This window comes from Micromonospora sp. HM5-17 (assembly GCF_003762835.1).
GTDB lineage: Bacteria > Actinomycetota > Actinomycetes > Mycobacteriales > Micromonosporaceae > Plantactinospora.
Genome location: NZ_RJWA01000012.1, coordinates 75,707 through 101,289, shown reverse-complemented (window position 1 = coordinate 101,289; position 25,583 = coordinate 75,707). Strand labels below are relative to the sequence as shown.

The 25,583-nt window shown below is 73.4% G+C and carries 21 protein-coding genes; 10 read left to right on the top strand and 11 right to left on the bottom strand.

Going from position 1 to position 25,583, the window contains the following annotated elements; all coding sequences use genetic code 11:
* Window positions 1-216 precede the first annotated feature (216 nt).
* On the top strand, window positions 217-1,626 hold the full coding sequence (gene gltX, locus EF879_RS24805; protein WP_123562690.1) for a glutamate--tRNA ligase: 1,410 nt from the start codon (window positions 217-219) through the stop codon (window positions 1,624-1,626).
* A 52-nt stretch (window positions 1,627-1,678) separates the two neighbouring features.
* On the opposite strand, the gene EF879_RS24800 is transcribed toward gltX, so the two are convergent.
* The gene (locus EF879_RS24800) at window positions 1,679-2,311 is read right to left on the bottom strand and encodes a copper resistance CopC family protein (protein ID WP_123562688.1); all 633 of its coding nucleotides are present in this window, start codon (window positions 2,309-2,311) and stop codon (window positions 1,679-1,681) included.
* Window positions 2,312-2,552: 241 nt separating this feature from the next.
* Here EF879_RS24800 and EF879_RS24795 point away from each other — a divergent pair, with 241 nt between their 5' ends.
* On the top strand, window positions 2,553-3,224 hold the full coding sequence (locus tag EF879_RS24795) for a hypothetical protein (RefSeq protein WP_123562686.1): 672 nt from the start codon (window positions 2,553-2,555) through the stop codon (window positions 3,222-3,224).
* 115 nt (window positions 3,225-3,339) lie between these two features.
* Here EF879_RS24795 and EF879_RS24790 read toward each other — a convergent pair whose 3' ends face one another.
* A complete protein-coding gene (locus EF879_RS24790) occupies window positions 3,340-3,888 on the bottom strand; it encodes a hypothetical protein (RefSeq protein WP_148086548.1) in 549 nt (182 codons plus the stop codon).
* 373 nt (window positions 3,889-4,261) lie between these two features.
* On the opposite strand from EF879_RS24790, the gene EF879_RS24785 reads away from it, so the two are divergent.
* The gene (locus EF879_RS24785) at window positions 4,262-5,743 is read left to right on the top strand and encodes a sensor histidine kinase (protein WP_199736599.1); all 1,482 of its coding nucleotides are present in this window, start codon (window positions 4,262-4,264) and stop codon (window positions 5,741-5,743) included.
* Between the two features lie 27 nt (window positions 5,744-5,770).
* On the top strand, window positions 5,771-6,463 hold the full coding sequence (locus EF879_RS24780; RefSeq protein ID WP_123562682.1) for a response regulator transcription factor: 693 nt from the start codon (window positions 5,771-5,773) through the stop codon (window positions 6,461-6,463).
* A gap of 47 nt (window positions 6,464-6,510) precedes the next feature.
* On the opposite strand, the gene EF879_RS24775 is transcribed toward EF879_RS24780, so the two are convergent.
* Window positions 6,511-7,176, bottom strand: coding sequence for a phosphatase PAP2 family protein (locus EF879_RS24775; protein ID WP_123562680.1), 666 nt, complete (start codon window positions 7,174-7,176; stop codon window positions 6,511-6,513).
* Between the two features lie 61 nt (window positions 7,177-7,237).
* Between EF879_RS24775 and EF879_RS24770 the strand changes: the two genes are divergently transcribed.
* The 5 genes from EF879_RS24770 (at window position 7,238) to fabF (ending at window position 12,317) form a co-directional block, all read left to right on the top strand.
* Window positions 7,238-8,467, top strand: a complete 1,230-nt coding sequence (locus tag EF879_RS24770; RefSeq protein ID WP_233604733.1) for a CdaR family transcriptional regulator — start codon at window positions 7,238-7,240, stop codon at window positions 8,465-8,467.
* Between the two features lie 134 nt (window positions 8,468-8,601).
* Complete coding sequence (locus EF879_RS24765) at window positions 8,602-9,777, top strand: acyltransferase domain-containing protein (RefSeq protein ID WP_123562676.1); 1,176 nt, start codon at window positions 8,602-8,604, stop codon at window positions 9,775-9,777.
* A 34-nt stretch (window positions 9,778-9,811) separates the two neighbouring features.
* Entirely contained in the window at window positions 9,812-10,750 is a 939-nt protein-coding gene (locus EF879_RS24760) for a beta-ketoacyl-ACP synthase III (RefSeq protein ID WP_123562675.1), read from the top strand.
* Between the two features lie 98 nt (window positions 10,751-10,848).
* Window positions 10,849-11,088 carry an acyl carrier protein gene (locus EF879_RS24755; RefSeq protein ID WP_123562673.1) on the top strand — a complete coding sequence of 80 codons (240 nt, stop codon included), beginning with the start codon at window positions 10,849-10,851 and terminating at the stop codon, window positions 11,086-11,088.
* A gap of 2 nt (window positions 11,089-11,090) precedes the next feature.
* The gene (gene fabF, locus EF879_RS24750) at window positions 11,091-12,317 is read left to right on the top strand and encodes a beta-ketoacyl-ACP synthase II (RefSeq protein WP_123562671.1); all 1,227 of its coding nucleotides are present in this window, start codon (window positions 11,091-11,093) and stop codon (window positions 12,315-12,317) included.
* A gap of 221 nt (window positions 12,318-12,538) precedes the next feature.
* Here fabF and EF879_RS24745 read toward each other — a convergent pair whose 3' ends face one another.
* The 8 genes from EF879_RS24745 to EF879_RS24710 all read right to left on the bottom strand — a co-directional run bounded on the left by EF879_RS24745 (window position 12,539) and on the right by EF879_RS24710 (window position 22,326).
* The gene (locus EF879_RS24745; protein ID WP_233604732.1) at window positions 12,539-13,492 is read right to left on the bottom strand and encodes an ROK family protein; all 954 of its coding nucleotides are present in this window, start codon (window positions 13,490-13,492) and stop codon (window positions 12,539-12,541) included.
* Entirely contained in the window at window positions 13,489-14,955 is a 1,467-nt protein-coding gene (locus tag EF879_RS24740) for an argininosuccinate lyase (protein WP_123562669.1), read from the bottom strand. Before EF879_RS24740 ends, EF879_RS24745 begins: the two co-directional genes overlap by 4 nt.
* Window positions 14,956-15,018: 63 nt before the next feature.
* Entirely contained in the window at window positions 15,019-15,975 is a 957-nt protein-coding gene (locus tag EF879_RS24735) for an amidohydrolase family protein (RefSeq protein ID WP_123562667.1), read from the bottom strand.
* A complete protein-coding gene (locus EF879_RS24730; protein ID WP_123562666.1) occupies window positions 15,965-16,999 on the bottom strand; it encodes a creatininase family protein in 1,035 nt (344 codons plus the stop codon). Before EF879_RS24730 ends, EF879_RS24735 begins: the two co-directional genes overlap by 11 nt.
* Window positions 16,987-18,777: an iron ABC transporter permease gene (locus EF879_RS24725; RefSeq protein ID WP_233604731.1), complete on the bottom strand. Its 1,791-nt coding sequence runs from the start codon at window positions 18,775-18,777 to the stop codon at window positions 16,987-16,989. Before EF879_RS24725 ends, EF879_RS24730 begins: the two co-directional genes overlap by 13 nt.
* Window positions 18,774-19,847, bottom strand: coding sequence for an ABC transporter ATP-binding protein (locus tag EF879_RS24720; protein ID WP_123562664.1), 1,074 nt, complete (start codon window positions 19,845-19,847; stop codon window positions 18,774-18,776). Before EF879_RS24720 ends, EF879_RS24725 begins: the two co-directional genes overlap by 4 nt.
* A gap of 225 nt (window positions 19,848-20,072) precedes the next feature.
* Window positions 20,073-21,119: an extracellular solute-binding protein gene (locus tag EF879_RS24715; RefSeq protein ID WP_123562662.1), complete on the bottom strand. Its 1,047-nt coding sequence runs from the start codon at window positions 21,117-21,119 to the stop codon at window positions 20,073-20,075.
* 40 nt (window positions 21,120-21,159) lie between these two features.
* Window positions 21,160-22,326, bottom strand: a complete 1,167-nt coding sequence (locus tag EF879_RS24710) for an ROK family protein (protein ID WP_123562660.1) — start codon at window positions 22,324-22,326, stop codon at window positions 21,160-21,162.
* 426 nt (window positions 22,327-22,752) lie between these two features.
* On the opposite strand from EF879_RS24710, the gene EF879_RS24705 reads away from it, so the two are divergent.
* A complete protein-coding gene (locus EF879_RS24705) occupies window positions 22,753-25,443 on the top strand; it encodes a sugar-binding protein (protein ID WP_123562658.1) in 2,691 nt (896 codons plus the stop codon).
* Window positions 25,444-25,583: the final 140 nt, after the last annotated feature.

The window sequence follows — 25,583 nt, the reverse complement described above, 5'->3', positions numbered from 1 at the left end:
ACCTGGTAACCATCGGCAGCTTATTCACGAATTCGGGCAAAATTGGAAGACTTGGCGATGACACGCCGAAACGAACTACCACGGTGTGGTTCCGACCCGGAGAATCCGAGCCGTCTCCCGGTCTCCGGCCCCTCCGCCACGCCCGGTCGCCGGGGCGCGGGACCGGAACCGAAACCTGGTGGCGAGCCGCCCCGGGCCGCTGCGTAGGCTTGGGCCGTGACGGTACGCGTACGCTTTGCCCCCTCCCCGACGGGAATGTTCCACGTCGGCGGTGCCCGCTCGGCCCTGCAGAACTGGATCTTCGCCAAGCAGCAGGGCGGCGTCTTCGTGTTGCGCATCGAGGACACCGACGCGGCCCGCAACCGCCCCGAGTGGACCGAGGGAATCCTCTCCGCGCTCGACTGGCTCGGGATCAAGCGGGGCACGTACGAGGGGCCGTACTTCCAGTCCGCCAACGCGGAGGAGCACCGCAGGGCCGCCGCCCGGCTGTACGCCGAGGGCCGGGCGTACTACTGCGACTGCACGCGGGAGTCGGTCCAGACCCGAACCGGGTCGCAGTACCAGGGCTACGACGGCTTCTGCCGGGACCGGGGCCTGGAGCCCGGCCCGGGCCGGGCGCTGCGGTTCCGCACCCCGGACGAGGGTGAGACCGTGGTGGTCGACCTGATCCGCGGCGAGCCGACCTTCGAGAACAGGCTGATCGAGGACTTCGTGATCGCCCGGGGCGACGGCTCTCCGGTCTTCCTGCTGGCCAACGTGATCGACGACCTCACCATGGGGATCACCCACGTCATCCGGGCCGAGGAGCACCTGCCGAACACCCCCAAACAGCAGTTGCTCTGGGAGGCGCTCGGGGTGAAGCCGCCGGTCTGGGCCCACGTGCCCGTGGTGGTCAACGAGAAGCGCCAGAAGCTCTCCAAGCGGCGTGACAAGGTCGCCCTGGAGGCGTACCGCGACGAGGGCTACCTGGCCGACGCGATGCGCAACTACCTGATGCTGCTCGGGTGGGCCCCCTCCGGCGACCGCGAGATCGTGCCCTGGTCGGTGATCGAGTCGGAGTTCCGGCTGTCCGACGTCAACCCCTCACCGGCGTTCTTCGACGAGAAGAAGCTGCGCGCCTTCAACGGCGAGTACATCCGCGCCCTGTCCACCGAGGAGTTCATCGCCGCCTGTCAGCCCTGGCTGACCGGCACCGAGACCATCGCGCCGCCGCCGTGGCGCCCCGAGGATTTCGACCCGGCGGCGTTCGCCGCGGTGGCGCCGCTGGCCCAGACCCGGATCGCGGTGCTCAGCGAGATCGTCCCGAACGTGGACTTCCTCTTCCTGGAGTCGCCGCTGATCGACGAGGCGGCCTGGGCGAAGGCGATGAAGGAGGGCGCGGCCGAGCTGCTCGACGACGCCATCGCCACCTTCGAGGCGCTGCCGACCTGGGAGGCGGAGCCGCTCAAGGCCGCCCTGGAGGAGGTCGGTACGCGGCGCGGGCTCAAGCTCGGCAAGGCACAGGCACCCGTCCGGGTGGCGGTGACCGGGCGGAGCGTCGGCCTGCCGCTGTTCGAGTCGCTGGCCGTACTCGGTCGGGACCGGACCCTGACGCGGCTCCGCGCCGCCCGGGTCCGACTGACCTGAGCCTTCGCCGGTTCGGGAGAGCTCCGGCTCGTCGTTGCCGGTGGACCGCCCCTCAGCGCGCCGGGTCCCGATCGGCCGATCCCGGGCGCCGGGTCGATCGGGCCCGCCACAGCAGCCCACCCACCAGCGCGGCGACCGCCACCGCCCCGGCACCGAGTGCCCAGGGCCACCACGTCGCGCCGTCCTCCGCGGCGGCCGGCCGTCCCGGCGCCGCCACCGGTTCCGCCGAGGCGACCGGTGACGCCGGGGCGGCGGCGGTCGGGGTCACGGGCGCACTCGTGGGTGCGCTGCTCGGCGTCGCGGGGACGGTGAGGGTGAACTCGATGTCCCCACGGATCGGGTGCCCGTCGCCGGAGGCGACCTCGTACCGGACGACGTACCGCCCGGCGGCGAGCGGTCGCACCGGCACCGTGACCCGGGACCCGGAGAACGTCGGCTCACCGGTCGTCACCGAGGCGTCGTCCGGCCCGGTCACCGTGACCCGGGTCGTGGCGGGGTCCAACCGGGCCAGGAAGCTCAACCGGACCTGCTTCGGCGGCGTGTCGATCCGGGCGCCGTCCCGCGGATCGCTGCCGGTCAGCGAATTGTGCGCGGCCGCGGGTCCGACCGGGACAAGAGTGCAGAGCGCCGCCGCGGCAACGCTCGCCACGAACGCCGTCCCAAATCGGGTGACCCGACGACTCATGATCGCCTCCGTCCGCTACGATTCGCCGTACTGATCAATGGTTCGTCTCCTTAGTCGACCCTAGATCGCAGATAGTTCCAATTACTGCTCGTTCAGGGTGCAACCGAGCGGCGTTCTGCGGAGTCTTTGTAGAGAGACGGCGGGACCGGTCCAACCCGGACACTGCCGCGCTCTCCGCTGACCAACCAGCGCGTGACCTGCACATCATGGCCACCATCGAGACGGGGCGAGGAGGTCAGCGATGGCCGGAAAGGTGAAGCGCCGGCTCATCGGCGTCGTCACACTGATGGCGGCGCTGAGCGGCTGGCTGGGCGCCGGAAGTAGCGCCGCCCAGGCCGGGCCCGCGCAGGCCAAGCCGGCGGCCAAGCCCACCTCGATCGTCATCACCAGCAAGGACCTCCCCAACCCGGTGGTCATCCGGGCGGACACCCAGCCGGACCTATTCGCCGCCGTGTTCGACCAGGTCAGCTGGCTCAAGGGCGACGGGCAGACCACCGCGCCGAAAGCCGCCGACCTGGGCCCGAAGTACACCGTCGTGGTGCACGTCAACGAGGTCGCCACGCGGACGTACGACCTCTACCCGCTCGCCAAGGGCGGCCCGCGGGCCTTCCGGCCGGCCAAGCAGCCGGACAAGAGCAAGCCCGGGGCGGCCTGGTTCTTCGGCCGGTTGACCATGGGCGAGACGCTGCGGGCCGCCGGCGCGCCCCTGCCCGAGCAGGCCGTCACGTTGCACGGTGGCGGGATCGGCGGTGGCGAGCGGGTGATCCCCGACGAGGCGATCGGCACGGAGGAGGACGTCGATCGGCTGCTCAACGAGCTCCAACGGCTGATGCTGCTCAACGGAGCCGTGCTGCTGTCGATCACCGTCGGGCTCGCCGGCATCGCCCTCCTGGTCCGGCGACGGACCCGCTGAGGCCGGTCGGCTGGCCGCCCTCACCGCCGGACCCGCCGGCACTCCACGGGTCCGGGCGGCGGCCACGGCCGACCCGCTCCGGCCTGGGTGACGGCCGGCCCCGGTGACGGCCGGCTCAGCACCAGCGGCGCGGGGGGCGGTCACGCGGGATGATCCGCCGGGCGGGACGTACCGCGCCGTGACGGTGGCCGCCGGCCCACCCCGGCCGGTTGGTGCGGCACTCCGACCAGTGGCGCTCGTCGGCTCCGGCACCACCCTGCCCCGGGCCGGCCGGCTCCGCGACGCCACCCGAACCGCACCGCGGCTCCGGATCTCTCTCGACCAGCCCGGTACGGGGGCCCTGCTCGCCGGACCGGGGCCGGGGAATCACCCGTGACCGTTCCGGGATCTGCGCCGGTGCCGTCGACGAGCCCGCCAGCCCCGGCCGCCCGTCCGGCTCCCCCGGCGCGCCGTCGGGCTCCCCGGAACCCACCGCCCGCCGGGCCGGCTCCCCGGCGGGACGTCCCTGCGCACCGTCCAGCGGGGCGGCCGGAAGCGGCACGCTCGCCCCGCAGACCCACCGGAGCCGGTTGACGGCCGGGCCGAAGGGGTGCGGCGGCTCGTGGCCACCGAGCAGCGCGTTCGGCTCGTCCTCGGCACAGCCGTACTCGGCGTCCTGCGCCATCCAGGCCTCCTCACGCTCGCCGCTCGGACGGTCCCGCCCCACGCGGCGGTGGTGCCGACGCTGCCGGCACCGAACCGGTCGGGCGTTCGCGTCGTCGGGACCATGCCACCGTACTGGTCCGAGGCGGCGGACTCGACGTCACCGTCGGCACACCAGCGGGATCTAACCCCTATGAGGTGAATGTCGTCCGGATCCGGCCACGCCGGACCCGGCAGCGCCATGCCGACGGCCGGGGCCCGCCGCACGCGGGCGGATCGACCGGAGCGGGTTCCGGTACGTCCTTCGGCGGATACATCCTTCGGCGGACCCGGTCCCGGGTCGGATCGTCACCGGGGCCGAGGGCCGGGGCACGACGGTGTGATGGGATCGGGACGTGACGACGTGGCGGATCCTGGATCGCGGCACCCTGTCGCGGGACCTGGTGCTGGCCTCCGCCACGTTCCTGGGCGGGCTGCTGATGCTGGCCCTCGACGCGTACCGGCCGCTCAACCCCGGCCTGCTGCCCGCCCCGCCGGTGGTCTTCGTCGGCACGCTCGCCGTCGCCTGCACGGCGGTGGCGCTCCGCCGGGTCGCGACCCGGACCGGTCTGGTCCTCGGCACCGTCGCGTTCCTCGTCGACCTGGCCTCGGGCTTCTCGCTCGCCACCGCCCTGGTCTACACCCAGGTGCTCTACGACTCCTGCGTGTACGGCCCACCCCGGTTGTGGCGCCTGCTGCTGCGGATCAGTCTCGCCCTCACCGGCGTGGCCGCCCTGCTCGGCGTGGTGCTCGTGACTCCGCCATCCTGGCAGGGTGTCGCGCTGGCCGTCCCGGTGGTGCTGGTCGGCGTACTGCCGGTGGTGACCGGCATCAGCGTCCGGCAGTACCGCGACCAGGCCGCGGCCGAGCGGGCTCGGGCCGAGCAGACGGCCCGGCTGGCCGAACTCGACCGCCGGCAGGCGGTGGCGGCGGAACGGAGTCGGATGGCCCGGGAACTGCACGACGTCGTCGCGAATCACCTGAGCGCGGTCGCCATCCACGCCACCGCCGCGCTCTCGATACCGAACCTGGACCGTGGGCAGGTGGAGCAGGCGCTGCGGGTGATCCGGGAGAACAGCGTGCAGGGGCTCAACGAGATGCGCCGGATGATCAGCCTGCTCCGGGAACCCGCCGAGGTCACCGCCGAGGCCGACGGCGTACCACCCGGCCTCGACGGCGCGGAGGGACCGCTGCGGGTCCGGCTGGCCGAGGTGGACCGGTTGATCGCGCAGGCACGGGCCGCGGGCCTGGCCGTACGGTTCGAGACCGTCGGCGAGGCCCGGCCGCTGCCGGTCGGGGTGGACCTGGCCGCGTACCGCGTCGTCCAGGAGTCGCTGACCAACGCGCTCAAACACGGCGCGGGTTCGGCGACGGTGACCGTCGACTACCGGCCCGGGTCGCTCCGGCTCACCATCACCAACCCGCTCCCCGGTCCCGACGCGGAGGAGGCCGGGAACCCGGCCCGCCCGTCGGCCGGGGCCGGACTCCCAGGCGCGAGGGCCGGCCTGATCGGGATGCGGGAACGGGTCACCCTGCTACACGGTCGGTTCACCGCCGGCCCGTGCGGGTCCGGATGGCGGGTACGGGCGGAGTTTCCGACCGAGGCGGAGACGACCTGGTCTGGAACAGCCGAGCGCGGAACCGCCGAGCACGCGACAGCCGAGCACGATTCGGCCGCGCCCGCGACGGCCGGATGGGAACCGTCGGAGCCGGGCGAGCCCGAGACCGGCGAGCGGGAGGTCGAGCCGGAGACGGCTCCGGCGGGCCCGGCCGCCGAAGATGGGCCGGAACCGGGGCCCGGAACCTCACGGCCGGGCGCCCCGGCGCGGGCGGCCTGAGCACCACGGCAGACCCGACCAGCAGCAATGGAGGACCCCATCAGCACCCGCCACGACTCTCCCGACCGGCCGGTTCGGGTGATCGTCGTCGACGACCAGGAGGCGGTACGCGCCGGCCTCGTCCTGATCCTGGCCGGGGCACCCGGCATCGAGGTGGTCGGGCAGGGCGCCGACGGCGAGGAGGCGCTGGCGCTGTGCCGTCGGCTCCGACCGGACGTCGCCGTGCTCGACGTCCGGATGCCGCGGCTCGACGGGGTCGGCGCGACCCGTGAGATCGTCGCCGAGGGTCTCGCCGACGTCCTGGTGCTGACCACCTTCGACCTCGACGAGTACGTCTTCGGCGCGTTACGGGCCGGTGCGGCCGGGTTCCTGCTCAAGGACACCGACGCCGAGGGGCTGGTCGAGGCGGTGCGGACCGTCGCCCGGGGCGAGGGGGTGATCGCCCCGGCGGTGACCCGGAGACTGATCACGGCCTTCGCCGCCACCGCGCCCGGCGCGCCGGCCGCGACCCGGGCGGCGGTGGCCGAGCTGACCCCCCGGGAACGGGACGTCCTGGCCTGCCTCGGGCTCGGCCTCTCCAATCAGGAGATCGCCGAGCGGCTGCGGATGGCGGAGAGCACCACCAAGACCCACGTCAGCCGTATCCTCGGCAAGCTCGGCCTGCGCAGCCGCGTCCAGGCAGCCATCCTCGCCCAGGAGCTGAACCTGCCGGCACCGTGAGGACCGCCCGGACGGGGCGCTCCCCGGCGCGGCCGGGGGCGGTCGGGTCAGGCCGCCGGCCCGGGACGGGAGCGGACGAGACGGTCACGGCCCTGCGGCACGCCCCCGGCGAGCAGCCGGGCCGTCGCCGGGACGACGGCCAGCGCCAGCAGCCAGCCCCCGAGGACGTCGGTCGGCCAGTGGACCACCAGGAACACCCGGGTCAGCCCGGCGAGGAGCGCGAAGGCGGCCGCGAGCCCGAGCGTCACGAGCCGAACCCGGCGGTTCGACCGCGGCCAGATCAGGTGGACGGCCACCAGGGCCGCCGCCGCCGCGTTGCTGGTGTGCCCGCTCGGGAACCCGTTGCTGGTCACCGTCACGAAGCCGTCCTCCGGCCGCGGGTGGTGCACCAGCCAGTGCATCAGCCCCCAGAGCAGCGGCACCAGTATCGTCACCGCGACGCAGAGCAGGGCGGGCCGGCGCTCGCCCCGGACGGCGAGCGCGGCGCCGACCACCAGGCCGGTGGCGACGAACGGCACGGTGGCGACGAAGTCGGTCGCCACCCGCACCACCGCGACAAGGCCCGAGCTGTGGTCGCCGTACGCCCGGAAGGCGTCGCTGACCGCGGCGTCGACGCGGTTCAGCGGCGTCCAGTCGACGATGGTGAGCGCCAGGAGGACCAGGAACCCGGCGGCCGCGCACACCGGCACGACCAGGGACGGGCGAGCAACCATCGCAGCATGATGCCACGGCCGGCTGGTAGGTGACCGGGTTGGCACGTGGCAGGCTGGGGCCGTGGTCAACGACGCGGGGGACGGCGAGCTGGCGGCGACGCTGCGCCAGATCGAGCGGGCGGCGGGGGCGCTCGCCTCGGCGAGCGTGGCCCGGATGGACGAGACGCTGCCGTGGTTCCGGGAGCTCCCGGCCGAGCAGCGCTCCTGGGTGATGCTGGTCGCCCAGTCCGGGGTCCGCTCGCTGGTCGAGTGGCTGCGGTCCCGGCCGGCGAGCGCCGAGGCGGGCGGCGTCGACGGTGCCGGCAACCCACAGGAGGTATCCGACGAGGTCTTCGCCACCGCGCCCCGGGAGCTGGCCCGGTCGATCAGCCTCCAGCAGACGGTGGCGCTGATCAAGGTCACCATCGACGTCGTCGAGGAGCAGGTCCCCCACCTCGCCGCGCCCGGCGAGGAGCGGCTGCTGCACGAGGCGGTACTCAAGTTCTCCCGGGAGATCGCCTTCGCCGCGGCCCGGGCGTACGCGCGGGCCGCCGAGTCGCGCGGCTCCTGGGACGCCCGGTTGCAGGCGCTGCTGGTGGACGCGCTGCTGCGCGGCGACTCCCCGGACGTGCTGGCCAGCCGCGCGGCGGCGCTGGGCTGGTCGGACGCGCCGCCGGTGGCGGTGGCGGTGGGCCGCTCCCCGGGCGGCGAGGTGGCCGCCGTGTTGCACACCATCTACCGGGTCACCCGCAGGCTGGGGCTGGAGATGATCGGCGGGGTGCACGGCGACCGGCTGGTGGTGGTGCTGGGCGGCGCCGCCGACCCGCTGGCCGCCACCAAGAAGCTCCTCGCCGGCTTCGGGTCGGGTCCGGTGGTGGTGGGGCCGGCGGTGCCGAGCCTGGACGCCGCGACCGACTCGGCGCGGGCCGCGCTGGCCGGCTTCCGGGCAGCCCCCGCCTGGCCGGCCGCGCCCCGCCCGGTGGCCGCCGCCGACCTGCTGCCGGAGCGGACCCTGGCCGGCGACCCGGAGGCGCGCCGGATACTGCGCCAGGACGTCTACGCCGCCCTGGTCCGGGCCGGCGGCGAGCTGTTGGAGACCCTGGACGCCTTCTTCGCCGCCGGCGGGGTGCTGGAGAGCGCGGCCCGGGCGCTGTTCGTGCACCCGAACACCGTCCGGTACCGGCTGCGTCGGGTGGCTGACGTGACCGGTTTCTCACCGCTGACCGCGCGGGACGCCTTCGCGCTGCGGATGGCGCTCACGATCGGACGTCTCGACCCATCCCCACCGGTCGGGCCCGGACACGGACATTGAGCACCCTTTCCGACAGACACCCCGACAAGTCCGTGATCGCCGTTGATTTTTGTAGGTACCCGACAAAGCTGGTAGTACGGATTGGTGCACCACGGCACCCACGCCGAGGCCGATGATCCCGCAGAGTCGTAACCGTGCTCGCTGTACTCTCCCCCGGCCAGGGCTCGCAGAAGCCGGGGTTCCTGACCCCGTGGCTTGACCTTCCCGGCGCCGAGGCGCGCCTGCGCTGGTTCTCCGCACTCGCCGGTGTTGACCTCGTCCGGCTCGGCACCGAGGGGGACGCCGACGAGATCCGGGACACCGCCCGGACCCAGCCGCTGCTGGTCGCCGCCGCGCTGTTGGCCGCCGAGCACCTGCCGATGCACGACGTGGCGGCCACCACCGGCCACAGCGTCGGGGAGCTGGCCGCCGCCGCCCTGGCCGGCGTGCTGAGCCCCGAGAGCGCGGTCACCCTCGCCGGCGTACGCGGCCGCGAGATGGCCGCCGCCTGCGCGCTCGAGCCGACCGGTATGTCGGCGGTCCTCGGCGGCGACGAGACCGAGGTGCTCGCCGCGGTCGAGTCCCACGGACTACACCCGGCGAACTTCAACGGTGCCGGTCAGATCGTGGTCGCCGGCCCCGTCGACCGGCTGGCGAAGCTCGCCGCCGAGCCGCCGGCCAAGAGCCGGATCATGGCGTTGCAGGTCGCGGGCGCCTTCCACACCCCCTACATGGCCCCCGCCGAGCAGGCGCTGGCGACGGTCGCCGCCGGCATCACCCCGGCCGACCCAACCCGGCTCCTCCTCTCCAACGCCGACGGCACGGCGGTACGCCACGGCCGGGAGATGGTGCAGCGGCTGGTACGTCAGGTGACCGCGCCGGTCCGCTGGGACCGCTGCATGCGTACCCTGGTCGACCTCGGCGTCACCGCCGTGATCGAGCTTCCCCCGGCGGGGACCCTCGCCGGACTGCTCAAGCGCGAGCTCAGGGGCAGCGGCGCCGTCCCGGAGATCGTCACCCTGAACACCCCGGACGACCTTCCCGCCGCCCGCGACCTGATCGCCCGGCACGGCGGCCCGGCCGGGTCCGCACCGGCCACCCGGTTCCGGGTGGTGGTCGCCACCGCCCCCGGCACCTTCACCCCCGCGGGGAACCTGACCGAGGGCGACGGGGTCACCGCCGGCCAGGTCGTCGGCCACCTCGCCACCCGCCGGGGCACCATCCCGGTCACCGCGCACGCCGCCGGGGTGCTCACCGCCTGGCTCGCCCACCACGACGACCCGGTCGCCCCGGGCCAGCCCCTCGCCCGCATCGGAGGACAGCTCTCATGACCGGTCAGCCCCAGAACCCGCGGACGGTGCTCCGGTGAGCCGGATCGTCGCCCTCGGGCACTACCAGCCGTCCCGGGTGGTCACCAACGACGAGCTGGCACAGATGGTGGAGACCAGCGACACCTGGATCCGGGAGCGGGTCGGCATCGTCACCCGCCGGATCGCCGACACCGAGACCGTCGCCGACATGGCCGCCGCCGCGGCCGACAAGGCCCTGGCCAATTCGGGCCTGACCGCCGCCGACATCGACCTGGTGGTCGTCGCCACCTGCAGCTCGGTGGACCGCAGCCCCAACGTCGCCTGCCGGGTCGCCGCCAAGCTCGGCATCAGTGCGCCGGGCGCGTACGACATCAACACCGCCTGCTCGGGCTTCTCGTACGCCCTCGGCACCGTCGACCACGCCCTTCAGGCCGGCGCGGCCCGCAACGCCATCGTGATCGGTGCGGAGAAGCTCTCCGACTTCACCGACTGGACCGACCGGTCGACCTGCATCCTCTTCGGCGACGCCGCGGGGGCGGCGGTGGTCACCGCCACCGGCCCGGACGAGCCGACCGGGATCGGCCCGGTGCTCTGGGGTTCGGTGCCGGAGCGCAGTGATTCGATCCGGATCGAGGGCTGGCGCCCGTACATCCAGCAGGAGGGGCAGGCGGTGTTCCGCTGGGCCACCACCGCGCTCGCCCCGCTCGCCCGGCAGGCCTGCGAACGGGCCGGCGTCGCGCCGGAGGAGATCGCCGCGTTCGTGCCGCACCAGGCCAACCTGCGGATCATCGAGGGGATCGCGAAGCGGCTCAACATGGCCAACGCGGTCATCGCCCGGGACATCGTCGAGTCCGGCAACACCTCGGCGGCGAGCGTGCCGCTGGCCCTGTCGAAGCTGGTCGAGCGGCGTGAGATACCCTCCGGCGCGCCGGTGCTGCTCTTCGGCTTCGGTGGCGGCCTCACCTACGCGGGCCAGGTCGTCCGCTGTCCCTGACCTTCCGGCGGCCGGGTCCCGGGACGTACCCGGACCCGGCGCCATCCTGGCGGATCCACCGCCGTCACCCATCCATCCATGGAGAGGAAACAACCGCAATGACCCGTGACGAGATCATCGCCGGCCTCGCCGAGATCCTCGAAGAGGTTGCCGGCGTGAGCCCGGACGACGTGGCCGAGGAGAAGTCCTTCACCGACGACCTCGACGTCGACTCGCTCTCGATGGTGGAGGTCGTGGTCGCCGCCGAGGAGAAGTTCGGGGTCAAGATCCCGGACAACGACGTGCAGAACCTGAAGACCGTCGGCGACGCGGTCTCGTACATCGAGGCGCAGTCCTGATCATGGGTCGTCCCGACGTCGTTGTCACCGGGCTCGGCGCGACGACCCCGCTCGGCGGAGACGTCGCGTCGACCTGGGAGGCAATGCTGGCGGGCCGCTCCGGGGTGCGGGCGCTCACCCAGGAGTGGGCCGCGCAACTGCCTGTCCGGATCGCCGCGGAACTCGCGGTCGAACCGAGCGAGAAGCTGGATCGGGTCAGGCTGCGCCGCCTGGACCGCTCGGAGGCGATCGCGCTGATCGCCACCCAGGAGGCGTGGGCCGACGCCGGGCTGGCCGAGGCCCCACCCGAGCCCGAGCGGATCGCCGTCAGCTTCGGTACGGGGATCGGCGGCGCCACCACCATGCTGGCCCAGGACGACATCCTGGAGACCTCCGGCCCGCGGCGGGTCTCCCCGCACACGGTGCCGATGCTGATGCCGAACGGGCCGGCCGCCTGGATCGGCCTCGAACTGGGCGCCCAGGCCGGGGTTCACTCGATGGCGAGCGCCTGCGCCACCGGGGCGGAGGCGGTCGCACTCGGTCTGGACCTGATCCGCTCCGGCCGGGCCGACGTGGTCCTGGCCGGCGGCACCGAGTCCGTCATCCACCCGCTGCCGATCGCCGGGTTCGCGTCGATGCGGGCGATGTCCACCCGCAACGACGAGCCAGAGCGGGCCTCCCGCCCCTGGGACAAGGCGCGCGACGGGTTCGTCCTGGGCGAGGGGGCCGGGGCGATCGTCCTGGAGCGGGCCGACCACGCCGCGGCGCGGGGCGCCCGGGTCTACTGCCGGCTGGCCGGCGCCGGGCTCACCTCCGACGGGTACGACATCGTGCAGCCGCACCCCGAGGGCCGGGGCGTGATCCGGGCGATCAACATGGCGATCGCCGACGCGGACATCGCCCGCTCGGACATCGTGCACGTCAACGCCCACGCCACCTCGACCCCGGTCGGCGACATGGCGGAGATCGTCGCGTTGCGGGCCGCCCTGGGCGACCACCCGGTGGTGACCGCGACCAAGTCGATGACCGGACACCTGCTCGGTGCCGCCGGCGCCCTGGAGTCGATCGCCACCATCCTGGCGATCCGGGACGGCGTGGTTCCGCCGACCATCAACCTCGACGACCCCGACGACGCGCTCGACCTCGACGTCGCGGCGCACAAGGCGCGGCAGATGGAGATCCCGGCGGCGTTGAACAACGGCTTCGGCTTCGGCGGCCACAACGCGGTCCTGGTCTTCGCCCGCGCCTGAGGTCCGGCGGAATACGGACGCCCGCGGGGGGTGTCCGGCCGTGCGACGGCCGTCCACAGGGGACGGGCGAGGCGGCGCTGGTCCGCCGGACAGCGGTCGCGGCGCCCAGGACAGCCAGCCGGACGAAGGTCGTGATGCGGACGGCCGCCGGGCGCTGCGCGCCCGGCGGCCGAACCGTACGGACGGGGGCCCTTCCCACGCGTGGGAAGGGCCCCGTCCCGTCAGCTAACGCCGGCGGAGGCCGCCTCGGCCGCCATCGTGACCGCCCCGAGCAGCGCCGCGTCGTCCGGGAAGTCGGAGAGGACCACCTCCGGCCGGTACGGCAGCACCTCGGTCAGCCGTTCGACGAGCAGCTCCCGCACCAGCGGGTTGCGGGCCACCCCGCCGACCAGCACCACCCGACCCGGGTCCAGCAGCAGACAACAGGTCGCCAGGTGACGGGCCAGCTCGTCGAGCCGGGACCGCAGCGCGTCCTGGGCGGGGCCGGGCCGCGCCGCCTCGGCGCAGAGCGCGGCGGCACCGCCGGTCAGGCCCGACCGGGCGGCGAGCCGGTCGAGTGCCTTGCCCGAGAAGACCTGCTCCAGCATCGACCGGTCGAACCAGGCGCCGCCGGTAACCGCGTACGCGATCTCCCCGGCCGCGCCGCGATGGCCGGCGAGCACCCGCCCGCCGACCGTGACCGCCGCCGCCACACCCGTGCCGAGCCCCACGACCAGGCCGGGGTCGACGTCCCGGAGCGCGCCGAGCCGCAGCTCGGCCAGGGCCGCGGCGTTGAGGTCGTTGGCGACCGGCACGACCGACACACCCAGCCGGTCGCGGACCGCGTCGGCCAGGCGTAGCCGGTCCCAGCCGGGCACGTTCGGCGCCAGGTCGATGCCGTCGTCCCGGATCACCCCGGGTGAGGCGATCCCGACCGCCGCCGGTGCCGCGGACACCTCGGCGAGCAGCCGGTCGGCCAGGTCGAGCGCTCGGTCGAGAGCCTGTTGCGCGCCCCGCTCCGGGTCGGTGGGTATCCGGTCGGCGACCAGCAGCCGTCCGGTGCGGTCGGCCACGCCGACGGCCATCTTGGTGCCGCCGAAATCGATGCCGAGCACCGGCCCGGACGGTGCCGCCGTGGCCGGCGCCGGATCGGTGAACCGCTGTTCGGTCGGAGCCGGATGGGCAGAGAGACTCACCGGCCGATCCACCCGTCGACGGCCTCGTCCAGCGCCCGCTCCGCCGCGTCGAGCCGCGCCCGCAGTCCGGCGGCCCGCGCCGCCGCCGCCTCGACGACCTTCCGCAGCGTCCCGACCTGGGCCCGTACCGCGGCGGTGCCCGGACCGTCCGCCTGCCTCCGCTCCCGTACCCGCTCCGGCTGCGCGGCGGCGGTGATCAGGTCCGCCGCCGCCGTCTCCGCCAGCGGCTCGGCGAGTCCGACGGTACGGGCGGCCGCCTGGACCTGCTCGACCGTCCAGGTGTCCGGGGTACCGGACCGGACCAGGACGCCGACCACCGAGTGAGCCGCCCGGAACGGCACCCCGTGCCGACTCAGCGCGTCGGCCGCGGCGGTGGTCGTCGCCCCGGATCGGACGATCTCCTCCCCGCTCGGCGGTGTCAGCGGCACGAGCCGGTCCAGGAAGCCACCGAGCAGCGCGAAGAAGCGTTCGGCCCGGTCGCAGCTCTCCCAGAGCCGCACCTGCACGTCCGTGGTGGCGTTGTTGGAGTCCTCCCACCACGCCGCGCCGACGTTGTTCAGCACCGACGCGGCGTCCGCGGCGGTCGCGCCCGCCATCGAGACGAGGTGTTCGAGCACCACCGGGTTGCGCTTCTGCGGCATGATGCTGCTGCCCTGGGTGAACTCCTCCGGCGTGGCCACCCAGTTCCAGCTGAGCCAGTCCATCAGGGTACGGGCCAGCCGCGCCCCGGTGGCGAGGGCCTGGGCGTTGAGGGTGGCGACCCGGACCAGGTGGTCGGCGCCCGCGACCGCCTCGTACGAGTTGGTCACCAGGCCGGCGAAGCCGAGCAGGTCGGCCACCCGGCTCGGGGAGATCTCCAGGTCGGTGCCGGCGAACGCGCAGGCGCCCAGCGGCGACCGGTTCAGCTCGTCCAGCAGGTCGGCGTAGTGGACCGCCTCGCCGGCCAGCGCCTCGGCGTAGCCGGCGAGGGCGTGGCCGATGGTGGTCGGTTGCGCGGGACGGCGGTGGGTGTAGCCGGTGATGACCACGTCGGCGTAGCGGTCCGCCTGGGTCAGCGTGGTCCGGGCGGCCTCCAGCACCCGGTCCAGCACGCCGAGCACCTGGCCCCGCAGCACCATCCGGAACACGCCCGCGTCCAGGTCGTTGCGGCTGCGGGCGAGCTGCACGTCGAGCTGGGCGGTGGGGATCCCACAGACCTCGGCGAGGCGTTTCTCCACCAGGAAGTAGACGTCCTCGACGCTGCCGTCGTACGGCGGCAGGTCGGAGCCCGCTCTGGCCAGGTCACGGAGCCCGCGCAGCAGCCGGGCCCCCCGCTCGGCGGGGATCAGGCCCTGCTCGACGAGCATCACCACGTGCGCCTGGCTGGCCCGCACCATCGGTCCGAAGAGGTAGGGCGCGTGGTGCTGGTAGGTCGGCCGCAGGTGGTGCTGCTGGTAGGTGGTCAGCGACGCTGTGCCTGTCATGAGTGTCCCTCGTGTCCTTCGTGGTTGCCGCCAGGCCGCGGTCCGCCCTGCTCGGGCTGTCGGTCATCCCTCCGTCAGCCGCAACAACCGTTTGGCGTTGCCGGCGAAGATCGCCCGGACGTCGCTGTCCGGCATCCCCATCTCCCGGCAGATCCGGAGCTGGTCGTCCAGGTAGCGCCGCACGTAGCCGCGGGGAAACCAGGACGAGTCGCTGCCGAAGACGATCCGCTCCGGGCCGATCGTCTCGTAGCAGCGCCGGAAAAGGTCCTCGAGCGTGAGCCGGTACGGCATCCACCGCACCCACTGGTTGGACCCGGAGGTGTCGACGTGGATGTTGGCGCAACTCCAGGCGGCGAAGAACAGGTCCTGTACGTGCTGCACCCCGAAGTGCGGCACCACGAACGCCAGCTCGGGAAAGCGGCGGGCGACCACCGCCAGGTGCCGGGGGTGGTCGTACGGGCTGGCCGAGTAGCCGCCGGCGCTGCCGTAGTGGCCGACGTGCACCAGCACCGGAACGCCGAGCCGCTGGGCGGTGGCCCAGCCGGGGTCGAGGACCGGGTCGTCCAGTGGGCCCCGCAGCAGCGGAGCGAAGATCTTCCACCCGCGCAGCCCCCGCTCGACGACCGCCCGCTCCAGCTCGGCGGCCGCGCCCGGCGCGAACGGGTCGTGGTGGGCGAACCCGAGAAACCGGTCGGGGTGTCGGGCGACCAGGTCGGCGACGGCGTCGTTGCCCCCACCGGTGACGAAGACCGCCCGACGGATGTCGTGCGCGCGTAGTTCCGCGGCCCACCGGTCGGCCTCGTCCTCCCACCGTGGCGCCGGGGGCTCGGGGTCGGGGAAGCCCCAGGCGCGCCGCCAGGCCGCCGCGTACGGCGCCGCGCCCGCGGCCCGGACCGCGCGTTCCCGCGCGCCGCCGGGATGCATCCCGACCGCCTCCTCGCAGTTCCGGATCGTCTGGTCCGCCCCGATCCGGAAGTGCAGGTGGAAGTCGACGATCTCCAGGCCCCGGTCAGCCGTCATCCTGCTCCTCCCCGCGGGTCGGGCGGGCGCCGGACGCAGCGCCGGACCGCGGCGCGGTGTCGGGTCCGTCCGGCGACGGGCCACCGTCGGTTTCGCCGGCCGGCGGCGCGGCCTCGACCCCACCGTCGGACGGCGGCGCGGTGCCGGGAGGCCCGGGCAGCGGGGCGGCGAGCCAGGCGTCGACGACGTCCCGCAGCCGGGCGGCGGCCAGCTCGCGGACCCGCCGGCCCGCCGACTCGCTGGCCATCGAGACGTGGCCGGACCAGCCCTGCCACGGGTCGGGCCGGGACTCGACCAGCACGTACGGGTGGCCGGTGGCCAGCCGGGGCCGCGGCGGCAGGTCGGTGGTGGCGTCGAGGCGTACCGCTTCGGGGTCGAACCCCAGCACCCCGGAGGTCTCGTACGCGCCGCCGTGCCCCCGGGCCGGCCGGTCGCCCCAGAGCGCCGCGGTCTCCTCGGGCGTGACGAGCTGGAACCAGTTGACCAGCAGCAGGCTGGCCCGGCGCCGCCCGGAGACCCACTCCATCGCGGCGCGGACCGTGGACATGTTGGCGTCGTGCCCGTTGACCAGAAGCAGCCGGGGAAAGCCCGCGGCGACGATCCCCTCGATCACGTCGCAGAGGTAGCCGACCGCCACCTCGGGGCGGATCGCCACCGTGCCCGGCCAGGGCCGGGTCTGGCCGGGACACGCCGCGTACGCCACGGGCGGGAAGAGCACACCGCGGTGGGCTCCGGCGCTCTCCCGGGCGAAGCCCTCGGCCAGGATCAGGTCGGTACCGAGCGGCAGGTGCGGGCCGTGCCACTCGACGGCGCCGACCGGCAGGACGGCGAAGTCGGCGGCGGCCGCCACCGCCGGCAGGCGTGAGCCGGGTACCCGGCTGGCCGGGATCAGGCCGCCGCCGGCCGGCCAGTCGTCGGCGGGGTCGGACGCGGCTGCCGCCGGCCGGTTCCCGGCGTCGCCGGTGTCGGTGGCCGGCCGGGCGGGGGCGGGCACCGCGGCGGCACCCGGGGTCAGTTCGTCCATCGGGTCGCCTCCCGGGCCGCCCGGCCGCCGCTCTCCAGCCGCCCGGAGAGCATCATGACGACGAAGATCAGGACCACCTGGAGCATGCCGTACGCGGCCGCGGTCCCGACCTCGAACGAGTACATCCGGTTGTTGATCTCCACCGAGATCGGCGCCGTGCTCGACGTGTAGATCAGCACCGAGGCGACGAACTCCCCGACGCCGTGGACGAAGGCGAGCAGCGCGCCGGCCAGCACACCGGGGAGCATCAGCCGCAGCGTGATCGTCAGGAACGCCCGCAGCCAGGAGGCACCCAGGTTGCGGGCGGCCTCCTCCAGCGCGGGGTCGAGCTGGGCGAGGGCGGCGGAGCTGGACCGGAAGACCAGCGGCAGGAAGCGCACGAAGTACGCCAACGGCATGATCCAGAAGGTGCCGGTCAGGACCTGCCCCAGGCTGAACGGGTTGCCGGTGCTGAACGCCGCGATCAGGTTGATCGCCACGACCGTACCGGGCAGGGCCCAGGCCAGCATGACCGCCACGTCGAGCAGGCCCCGGCCGACGAAGGTCAGCCGCCGGACGGCGTACGCGATCAGCACACCGACCACCACACAGCCGGCGGTCGCGAGCAGGCTCATCCGCAGCGAGTTGAGGATGGGCTGCAGGGCGCGGGGCTCGGCGAAGATCGTGACGAAGTTCTGCGTCGTGTAGTCGGTGGGCAGGACCTGGGTGGTCCACGATCCGTCGACGGAGAAGGCGACGAGCGCGATCGTGGCGACCGGGGCGAGCAGCACCACCGTGGCGAGAAGCGAGCCGATCAGGGCCAGCCAGCGCGCGACCGGGTTGCGGATCTCCCGCCGGTGCGTCGAGATTCCCTTCGACTGCGACCGGTAGCTGCGCCGTCCCTCGTACCAGCGCATGCCGAGCAGGAACAGCACCGAGACCACGCCGAGCACCGAGGCGTAGGTGGAGGCCATCGGCAGGTCACCGTTGGTGCGGTTGATGTAGATCTGCATCGTCATCGTCCGGTCCACCCCGAACAGCAGCGGGGCGGTGTACGAGGCGAGCGAGGTCATGAAGACCAGCAGCGAGGCGGAGACCAGCGCCGGGGTGAGCATCGGCAGCAGGACCGTCCGCCAGACCCGGAACCGGCCGGCGCCGAGGTTGTAGGCGGCCTCCTCCACCGACGGGTCCATCCCGGCGAGCGCCGCGGACGCCGCCAGATAGAAGAACGGGTACATGGTGAAGGTGTGCACCACCAGCACCCCGGCGATGCCGTTGAACGGCAGCACCGGCTCGGCCGTGCCGAGAAGCTGTTGCAGGCCGCGCGGCAGGATCCCGGTCTCGCTGTAGAGCAGTTGGAACGAGATCGCGCCGATCAGCGGGGGCAGCGCCGCCGGAACGAGGATGATCGCCTCGATGAGCCGGCGCCCGGGGAAGGCGAAGCGCTTGAGGAGAAAGGCCATCCCGACCCCGACCACCCCGCACGTCAGGACGCTGGCCGCGGAGATGCCGAGCGAGGTGAGCAGGGAGCTACGAGCGACCCCGGAGCCGGAGAGGAAGGCAAGGTAGTTGTCCGCGCCGTCTCCCTCGACGCTCTCCGCGAAGGTGGCCAGCATCGGCTGTACCACGTAGCCCCAGAGCACCAGGGCCAGCGGCACCGCCAGCAGGTAGGGGAACCAGCCGCCGCCCGCGCCGCCGCGCAGCCGGTCGGCGATCCGCCGGCGACGGTGGATCCGACCGGAGTCGCCGGCCAGGTCGGTTCTCGGCGCCTGCGGCGCGGTCGTCGTCGTGACGGTCACGGCCGGACCACCCACATCCGGGCGGCCGGCAGCCGCAGCCCGATCCGGTCCCCGACGGCCGGCTCGGCCGGCACCTCCACCGCGGCGACGGTCAGCTCCTGCCCGGCGACGTCGACGGTCAGGTTGGTGGTGATCCCGGTGAACTCGACGTCGGTGACCCGCCCCGGCAGCGCGTCCGGGTCCTCCGGACCGCAGAGGCCGATGTGCTCCGGCCGGATCGAGACCAGCGCCGTCGCGGTCTCCGTCAGACCGTGTCCGGAGGGGGCCGCCACGGTCCGGGTCGCGCCGTCGGGCAACCGGACCTCGACGCTCTGGACGTCGGCGGCGACCACCGGCAACGACAGCACGTTGCTACGGCCGATGAACCGGGCCACGAACGTCGTCGCGGGCCGGTGGTAGATCTCCTGTGGGGTGCCGATCTGCTGGACCCGGCCGCCCTCCATCACCGCGATCCGGTCCGACATCGCCATCGCCTCGGCCTGGTCGTGGGTGACGTAGATCGAGGTGATGCCGGCCTCGCGCTGGATCCGACGGATCTCCGCCCGGGTCTCCTCGCGCAGCTTCGCGTCGAGGTTGGACAGCGGCTCGTCCAGCAGCAGGGTACGCGGCCGGATCACCAGGGCCCGGGCCAGTGCGACGCGCTGCTGCTGGCCGCCGGAGAGCTGGTCGATGCGGCGGTCGCCGTACCCGTCGAGGTGCACCTGCCGGAGCGCCTCGTCGATCCGGCGCCGGGCCTCCGCCCCGCGGATCTTGCGGATCTTGAGCCCGTAGCCCACGTTTTGGGCGACCGACATGTGCGGGAAGAGCGCGTAGTTCTGGAAGACCATGCCGGTGTCCCGCTTGTTCGGCGGCTTCCGGGTGACGTCCTCGCTGCCGAAGCGGATCCGCCCGCTGGTGGGGAAGTAGAAGCCCGCGATCATCCGCAGCGTCGTGGTCTTCCCGCAGCCGCTCGGGCCGAGCAGCGTGAAGAACTCTCCCGCGTCGATGCTGATGTCGACGTTGTCCACGGCCGCCGCGCCACCAGCGCCCGGGAAGCGTTTGCTCACCGACTCCAGCGTGACGCCGATCATGATGTTCCTCCCCCGCGTCCGACCGGGACGCGCGTCGTGGTGGCTCTGGTGGTACGGCGCTGATCCGCCGTCAGCCGTTCCGGTTCCCCGGGCCGTACCGCCCGCGTTCGGGGTGGTACGGCCCGGGTGCCCGGGTGGTGCCGGCCCGGATAGGTGGACCGGGCCGACACCCCGGCGGGGCGTGACGCCCGAGGCCCGGACAGGGGGGACCGGGCGGTCGGGTCGTCAGCCCTTGTTCTTGATCTCCGCGTTCCAGTGGTTGATCCACTCGGTCTCGTGCTTGGCGATCACGTCCCAGTCGACGTTCATCGGCTTGAGACCGAGATTGGCCAGCCACTCCGGCTGCTGGCTGATCTGCACCGCCGGAATCTGGAAGTAGTCGCGGGCGAGCTCGGCGCGGAGCGCCTCGTCGTAGAGGAACTCGACGAACTTCTGCGCGCCCTCGGTGTTCTTGCCGCCCTTGATCACCGCGACCCCGTCGACCAGGACCGGCGCGCCCGAGGCCGGCATCACGTAGCCGAACGGCATGTTCGCCTGGTGGGCCTGGAGCAGGACGTCCTGGAGGTTCCAGAGGCTGACCAGCCCCTGCTGGCGGGAGAGCTTGAGGTAGAGGTCCGAGGGGTTGGCCGCGTAGTTGGTGGTGTTGGCGTCCAGCTTGCGCAGCCACTCGTAGCCGGGCTCCGGGTTGCTGCCGTCCGGCGAGAGCCGCTGGATCATCGCGGCGTAGATCGAGCGCATCGTGCCGGAGGCGGCGACGTCGCGAATGATGATCTTGTCTTTCCAGGCCGGCGTGATGAGGTCGTCCCAGTCCTTCGGCGCCTGCTCCGGGGTGAGCGCCTTGTTGTTGTACATGATGACCTCGGGCAGCAGGATCTCGCCGAACCAGCGGCCCTGCGGGTCCTTGTACGCGGCGTCCATCGAGGTGGCGAACGCCGGCTGCCAGGCGTTCAGCAGGTCCTCGGTGGCCCCGCTGGCCAACGCCTGCTGGGTGCCGCCCCACCAGACGTCACCCTGCGGGTTGGCCTTCTCGGCACGGACCCGTTCCAGGATCTCCTGCGCCCCGAGGGTGAGCACCTCGATCTTGCCGCGGTATTCGGGGTACTTCGCCGTGAACCGCTCGGTGACGAAGTCGGCGACCTTCTTGTCGCGGGCCGTGTAGATGACCAGCTTCTGCGCGCCGCCGTCCGCGGCGTCGTCGCCACCGCCACCACAGCCGGCCACGACGGTGACCATCGCGGCGAGCGCTCCGACGAGCGCCAAGCGACGTCTCATAGGACTACCTCCGGGGTGAAGGGATCTCTCGAGGGGGACATCAGGGTGAGCCGACCGGGAGGGGCGGAACGGCCGGGACCGCCGCGGCGAGCGCGTAGCTCACCGCGCCGTGCAGCACCGCCCGGTCGCCGAGAACCGCGCGCCGGACCTCGGTGGGGGCCGGTGCGGCCAGCGTGACGAGTGACTGGAGCCGGTCGAGGGCGGCGTCGTCCAGGTCCGCGGCGGCGCCGCTGAGCAGCACCCGGCCCGGATCGACGACGCAGACGCAGGAGACGATCAGCCGCGCCCAGGCGGCCAGCACCTCCCCCAGGTAGCTGGCGGCCGCCGGGTCGGTGCGACTCAGCTCGACGAGGTCACGGACCGGTGCCGAGGGGCGGTGCCCGGGACGCAGCGCGACGACCCGCTCGGCGATCGCGTTGGCCGACCAGCGCGCCTCGAACGGGCCGATCCCGTCGTGTCCGCGGTCCTCCGGGTCGAGCGGAAGGAAACCGACCTCGCCGGCCGCGCCCGCGGCGCCGTGCCGGACCCGGCCGCCGAGGATCAGGCCGGCACCGACGCCGTCCGCGACGTGCAGCAGCAGCAGGTCGCTGACGTCGCTGCCCGCCCCGGCGGCGTGCTCGCCGGCCGCCATCAGGTTCACGTCGTTGTCGACGACCACGGGCACCCCGAGCCGTTGCTGCACCGAGTCCCCGATCGGCTCCCCCTCCACCAACCCGACGGCGGGGGCGAGCCGAACGGCTCCACCCGAGGAGACGCCGGGGGCGGCGATGGCCACCCCACGCAGCGCGGGGAGGGCGTCGCCGACCAGCTCCGGCACGAAGCGGCAGATCGTCTCGACGATGTCCCGGTGCAGCCGCGCCGTACGGTGGGCGATCACCACACCGTCGCTGTCGGCGATCTCGCAACTGATCCGGGACGGCTCCAGGGAGACCGCGGCAACCAGCTCGGCCCGGGGGTTGAACTCCAGCATCGCCCGGGGCCGCCCGGTGCGGGAGGCGCCGGGGCCACGCTCGATGAGGTAGCCCTCGTCGATCAGCGCCCGGACCAGCGGCGTCAGGGTGGCCGGGCTGAGACCGGTGAGCTCGGTGAGCTCGGCGCGGGACAGGACCCGGGCCTGCCGGGCGGCGGCGATCACCGAGAGCCGCTTGATCTCCTTCGACCGCTTCCGGCTGACCGGGCTGGTTGGTGGAGTCACCACGTCGACCACACTTTCTTCCTACGGCGAACAAACTATTGGCGTCAAGTAACGAATCCGTCTCGCCCCTCGGACGAGCTGCTCATACAGCGACGATGCGGTCCCGTTGGGGCCGATGGCGACCCCGGTCGAGCAATACGGAGCATCGCGATCTAACCGGACAAACAGGGAGCAAGTTTGTTTCTTCTCCGAAAGAAAAACGTCGTGCCGGAGGTATTGACTCATCCCCTCGTGGATCTTTAGCGTCACCCGGCGAAGGCCTTCCGGCGGGTGCGACCATCCGTACTCGCCGTGCACCCCGGTGAGCCGGCGCCGCCCGGGCGTCCGCCGGTCACCCTCCACCCCGTCGGCCCGTCCACGCCGCCCCGGCGGCGTCACGCCGTCCACCCTGCCCTGCTCTCACCACGTGTCCGTCTCGCATGGTCCGAAGGGATCCACATGCTTGCACGAAGACTCCTGCTGCCCACCGTCACGGCCCTGGCGCTCCTCGTACCGCCGGCCGCCGCCTCCGCCCACCCGTCCGCCGGCTCGTCCGACGCCGTCGACCTCGACGTGCTGTTCGTCAGCGCCCACCCCGACGACGAGGCCGGCAGCCTCGCCACGCTCGGCCAGTGGAAGCAGAACTTCGGCGTCCGGGCCGGAGTCGTCACCATCACCCGGGGCGAGGGCGGCGGCAACGCCGTCGGCCTGGAGGAGGGTCCGCCCCTGGGCATCATCCGGGAACGCGAGGAGCGCACCGCGATCGGCAAGGCCGGCGTGGAGAACCTGTACAACCTGGACCGGGTCGACTTCTGGTACACCGCCTCGGCGCCGCTGAGCGCACAGATCTGGGGACACGACGACACGCTCGCCCAGATCGTCCGCGTGATCCGGCAGACCCGGCCCGAGATCATCATGACCATGAACCCCTCGCCGGTCGAGGGGAACCACGGCAACCACCAGCAGGCGGCCCGGTTCGCCGCGGAGGCGTTCACCGCCGCGGCCGACCCCACAGCGTTCCCAGAGCAGATCACCCGGGAGGGGCTCGCACCGTTCCGCCCGGCCAAGTTCCTCCGCACCGGCGGCACCGGCACCTCGTCGCCCGGTCCCGAGTGCGCCCGCTCGTTCACCCCGACCGTCCCCACCGACCAGGTCTTCGGCGTCTGGGAGGGCGCCGCGGGTCCGGGTGGGCGGACCTGGGCGGAGATCGAGGTGGAGGCCCGCCGCGAGTACGTGACCCAGGGCTGGGCGAACACCCCCGCCGCCCCGACCGACCCCGCCCAGATCCGGTGCGACTTCTACACGCTGATCGACAGCCGTGTGCCGTACGACGCCACCGACACCAGCCCGGAGGCGATCCTGCGGGGGGCGGTGCTGCCGCCGGCGCCCGGCGGGCTGCCGAAGGGCACCGAGCTCTACCTGACCACCGACCGCTTCGACGTGACGCCGGGCGGATCCGTCCAGGTCACCGCACACGTCCGGGCCGCCGCGGGTCACACCCTGCGCCAGCCGCGGATCGCGCTGCGCGTCCCGGACGGCTGGCAGGTCAGTGGCAGTGGCTCGCTCGGCACCCGCGTCGGTGACCGGGAGGCGCGGACGACCTTCACGGTCACCGTTCCGGAGGACGCGCCGACCAACCGGCAGCAGTTGATCGGCGCGACCCTTACCACCCATGGCCAGGGCAGCGGCAGCACCGACGAGCCGGTCCGGGTGGTGGCCGACGTCCGGGGCACCCTGGAGGCGCTGCCCGAGGTCGCCATCTTCCGCGACTGGGTCGCCGAGTCCGGCTACCCGCAGCTCGACACGCTGATCGCCCCGGTGCTCACCATCGGCTCCGGGGGCAGCCGGGATGTCCGGATCGACCTGCACAACCACGGCACCACGAGCCAGAGCGGAAGCGTCACCCTCGGCGTGCCGGCCGGCTTCGCGGTGGACCAGCCGACCCGGAGCTACGCCGATCTGCCCCCGGGCGGCACACGCGCGGTCACCTTCCGGGTCACCAACACCGACGCGACGCTCCCCACCGCGAACGAGGGCGGCGACTACCCGCTCACCATCACCACCAGCAGCGCGCGCGGCAGCACGGTCGAGACCGGCGCCCTGGAGATCGTGCCGACCACGGTGCTGCCCAGGGCCGGCGCGGGACACCAGGTGGACGGCGTGGCCGGCGACGGTGAGTACCCCGGGCCGGACCTCGACCTGTCCCGGATCTGGGAGGGACAGGCGACCACGCCGCAGGACGCCTCGGGAACGGCCCGGGTCGCCTTCACCGACGACGCGCTGAAGGTCATCGTGCAGGTGACGGACGACGTGCTCGGCCGGCGGGTGGTGCCGCAGGACTGCAAGCGGCATCGCCGCACCGACAGCGTCGAGATCATCGTGGACCCGAAGGGGAACTCCACCAACACCTCGACCGTCTTCAAGGCGGGCATCTTCCCGACCACCGACGACCCGGCGAACGGCAACCCGCCCTGCTTCCAGCGCGACGCCGACAACCGGCAGGGGCCGGGCGCGGTGACCGCTCCCGGGATGACCGTCGTCAGTCGGGTCAGCGAGCCGTACACCGGATACAGCATCGAGGCGAGCATCCCGTTCGCGGTGCTGCCCGACGCGGTCGACCCGCAGCGGATGGGGCTGAACATCCTCATCTACGACTCCGACACCCAGGACCTCACGTCGCAGTCGCGGCTGGGCTGGTCGACCTTCCAGGGTGTCCGGGCCGACCCGTACCGCTACGGGCTCGCCACGCTGCCCGGATACACCCCGCCGCAGCGGGAGCCGAGCGCGCCGGTCTTCCCGGACACCGCCGCGCGGAGCGTACACAGCCCGCAGACCATCGCGCAGGCGGCGTGGGACGGGGTCGCCCCGGCGGCGGTCCGCAAACTCCCGGCCCGGACCCTGCGGTTGAGCAACCCGAAGCGGGTGGACGGCGGCGTCCTGGTCACCGTCCGGGCCGATCGCCGGGGTACCGCGTACCTCTACTCGTGGAACGGCGACACCGCGCTGGGTAGCGAGACGGTCGAGCTGCGCCCCGGGCAGACCCGGCGGGTGTTCGTCCCGGTCTCCGACGGTCGGGCGGACGGGGTGCTGGCCGCCTTCGAGACCGCTGACGGCTCCGCGCTGGCCCGGCACCTCCCGGTCGGCCGCTGAGCGACGCACGTCCACGTCGGTCGCCCCGACCGGCTGACGGTGGTGGGTCCCTCCCCAGCGGAGGGACCCACGACCACGTATCCGGAGATCCACGCCGGTGACCGGCCCGGCCCCCCGTCCCACCAGACCGGTCACTAGGG

Bases quoted from the DNA above. Each gene is read 5' to 3' on its own strand.
- EF879_RS24800 (WP_123562688.1), bottom strand. From the start codon at position 2,311: ATGAGTCGTCGGGTCACCCGATTTGGGACGGCGTTCGTGGCGAGCGTT.
- EF879_RS24795 (WP_123562686.1), top strand. From the start codon at position 2,553: ATGGCCGGAAAGGTGAAGCGCCGGCTCATCGGCGTCGTCACACTGATG.
- EF879_RS24790 (WP_148086548.1), bottom strand. From the start codon at position 3,888: ATGGCGCAGGACGCCGAGTACGGCTGTGCCGAGGACGAGCCGAACGCG.
- EF879_RS24780 (WP_123562682.1), top strand. From the start codon at position 5,771: ATGGAGGACCCCATCAGCACCCGCCACGACTCTCCCGACCGGCCGGTT.
- EF879_RS24775 (WP_123562680.1), bottom strand. From the start codon at position 7,176: ATGGTTGCTCGCCCGTCCCTGGTCGTGCCGGTGTGCGCGGCCGCCGGG.
- EF879_RS24755 (WP_123562673.1), top strand. From the start codon at position 10,849: ATGACCCGTGACGAGATCATCGCCGGCCTCGCCGAGATCCTCGAAGAG.
- fabF (WP_123562671.1), top strand. From the start codon at position 11,091: ATGGGTCGTCCCGACGTCGTTGTCACCGGGCTCGGCGCGACGACCCCG.
- EF879_RS24740 (WP_123562669.1), bottom strand. From the start codon at position 14,955: ATGACAGGCACAGCGTCGCTGACCACCTACCAGCAGCACCACCTGCGG.
- EF879_RS24735 (WP_123562667.1), bottom strand. From the start codon at position 15,975: ATGACGGCTGACCGGGGCCTGGAGATCGTCGACTTCCACCTGCACTTC.
- EF879_RS24730 (WP_123562666.1), bottom strand. From the start codon at position 16,999: ATGGACGAACTGACCCCGGGTGCCGCCGCGGTGCCCGCCCCCGCCCGG.
- EF879_RS24720 (WP_123562664.1), bottom strand. From the start codon at position 19,847: ATGATCGGCGTCACGCTGGAGTCGGTGAGCAAACGCTTCCCGGGCGCT.
- EF879_RS24715 (WP_123562662.1), bottom strand. From the start codon at position 21,119: ATGAGACGTCGCTTGGCGCTCGTCGGAGCGCTCGCCGCGATGGTCACC.
- EF879_RS24705 (WP_123562658.1), top strand. From the start codon at position 22,753: ATGCTTGCACGAAGACTCCTGCTGCCCACCGTCACGGCCCTGGCGCTC.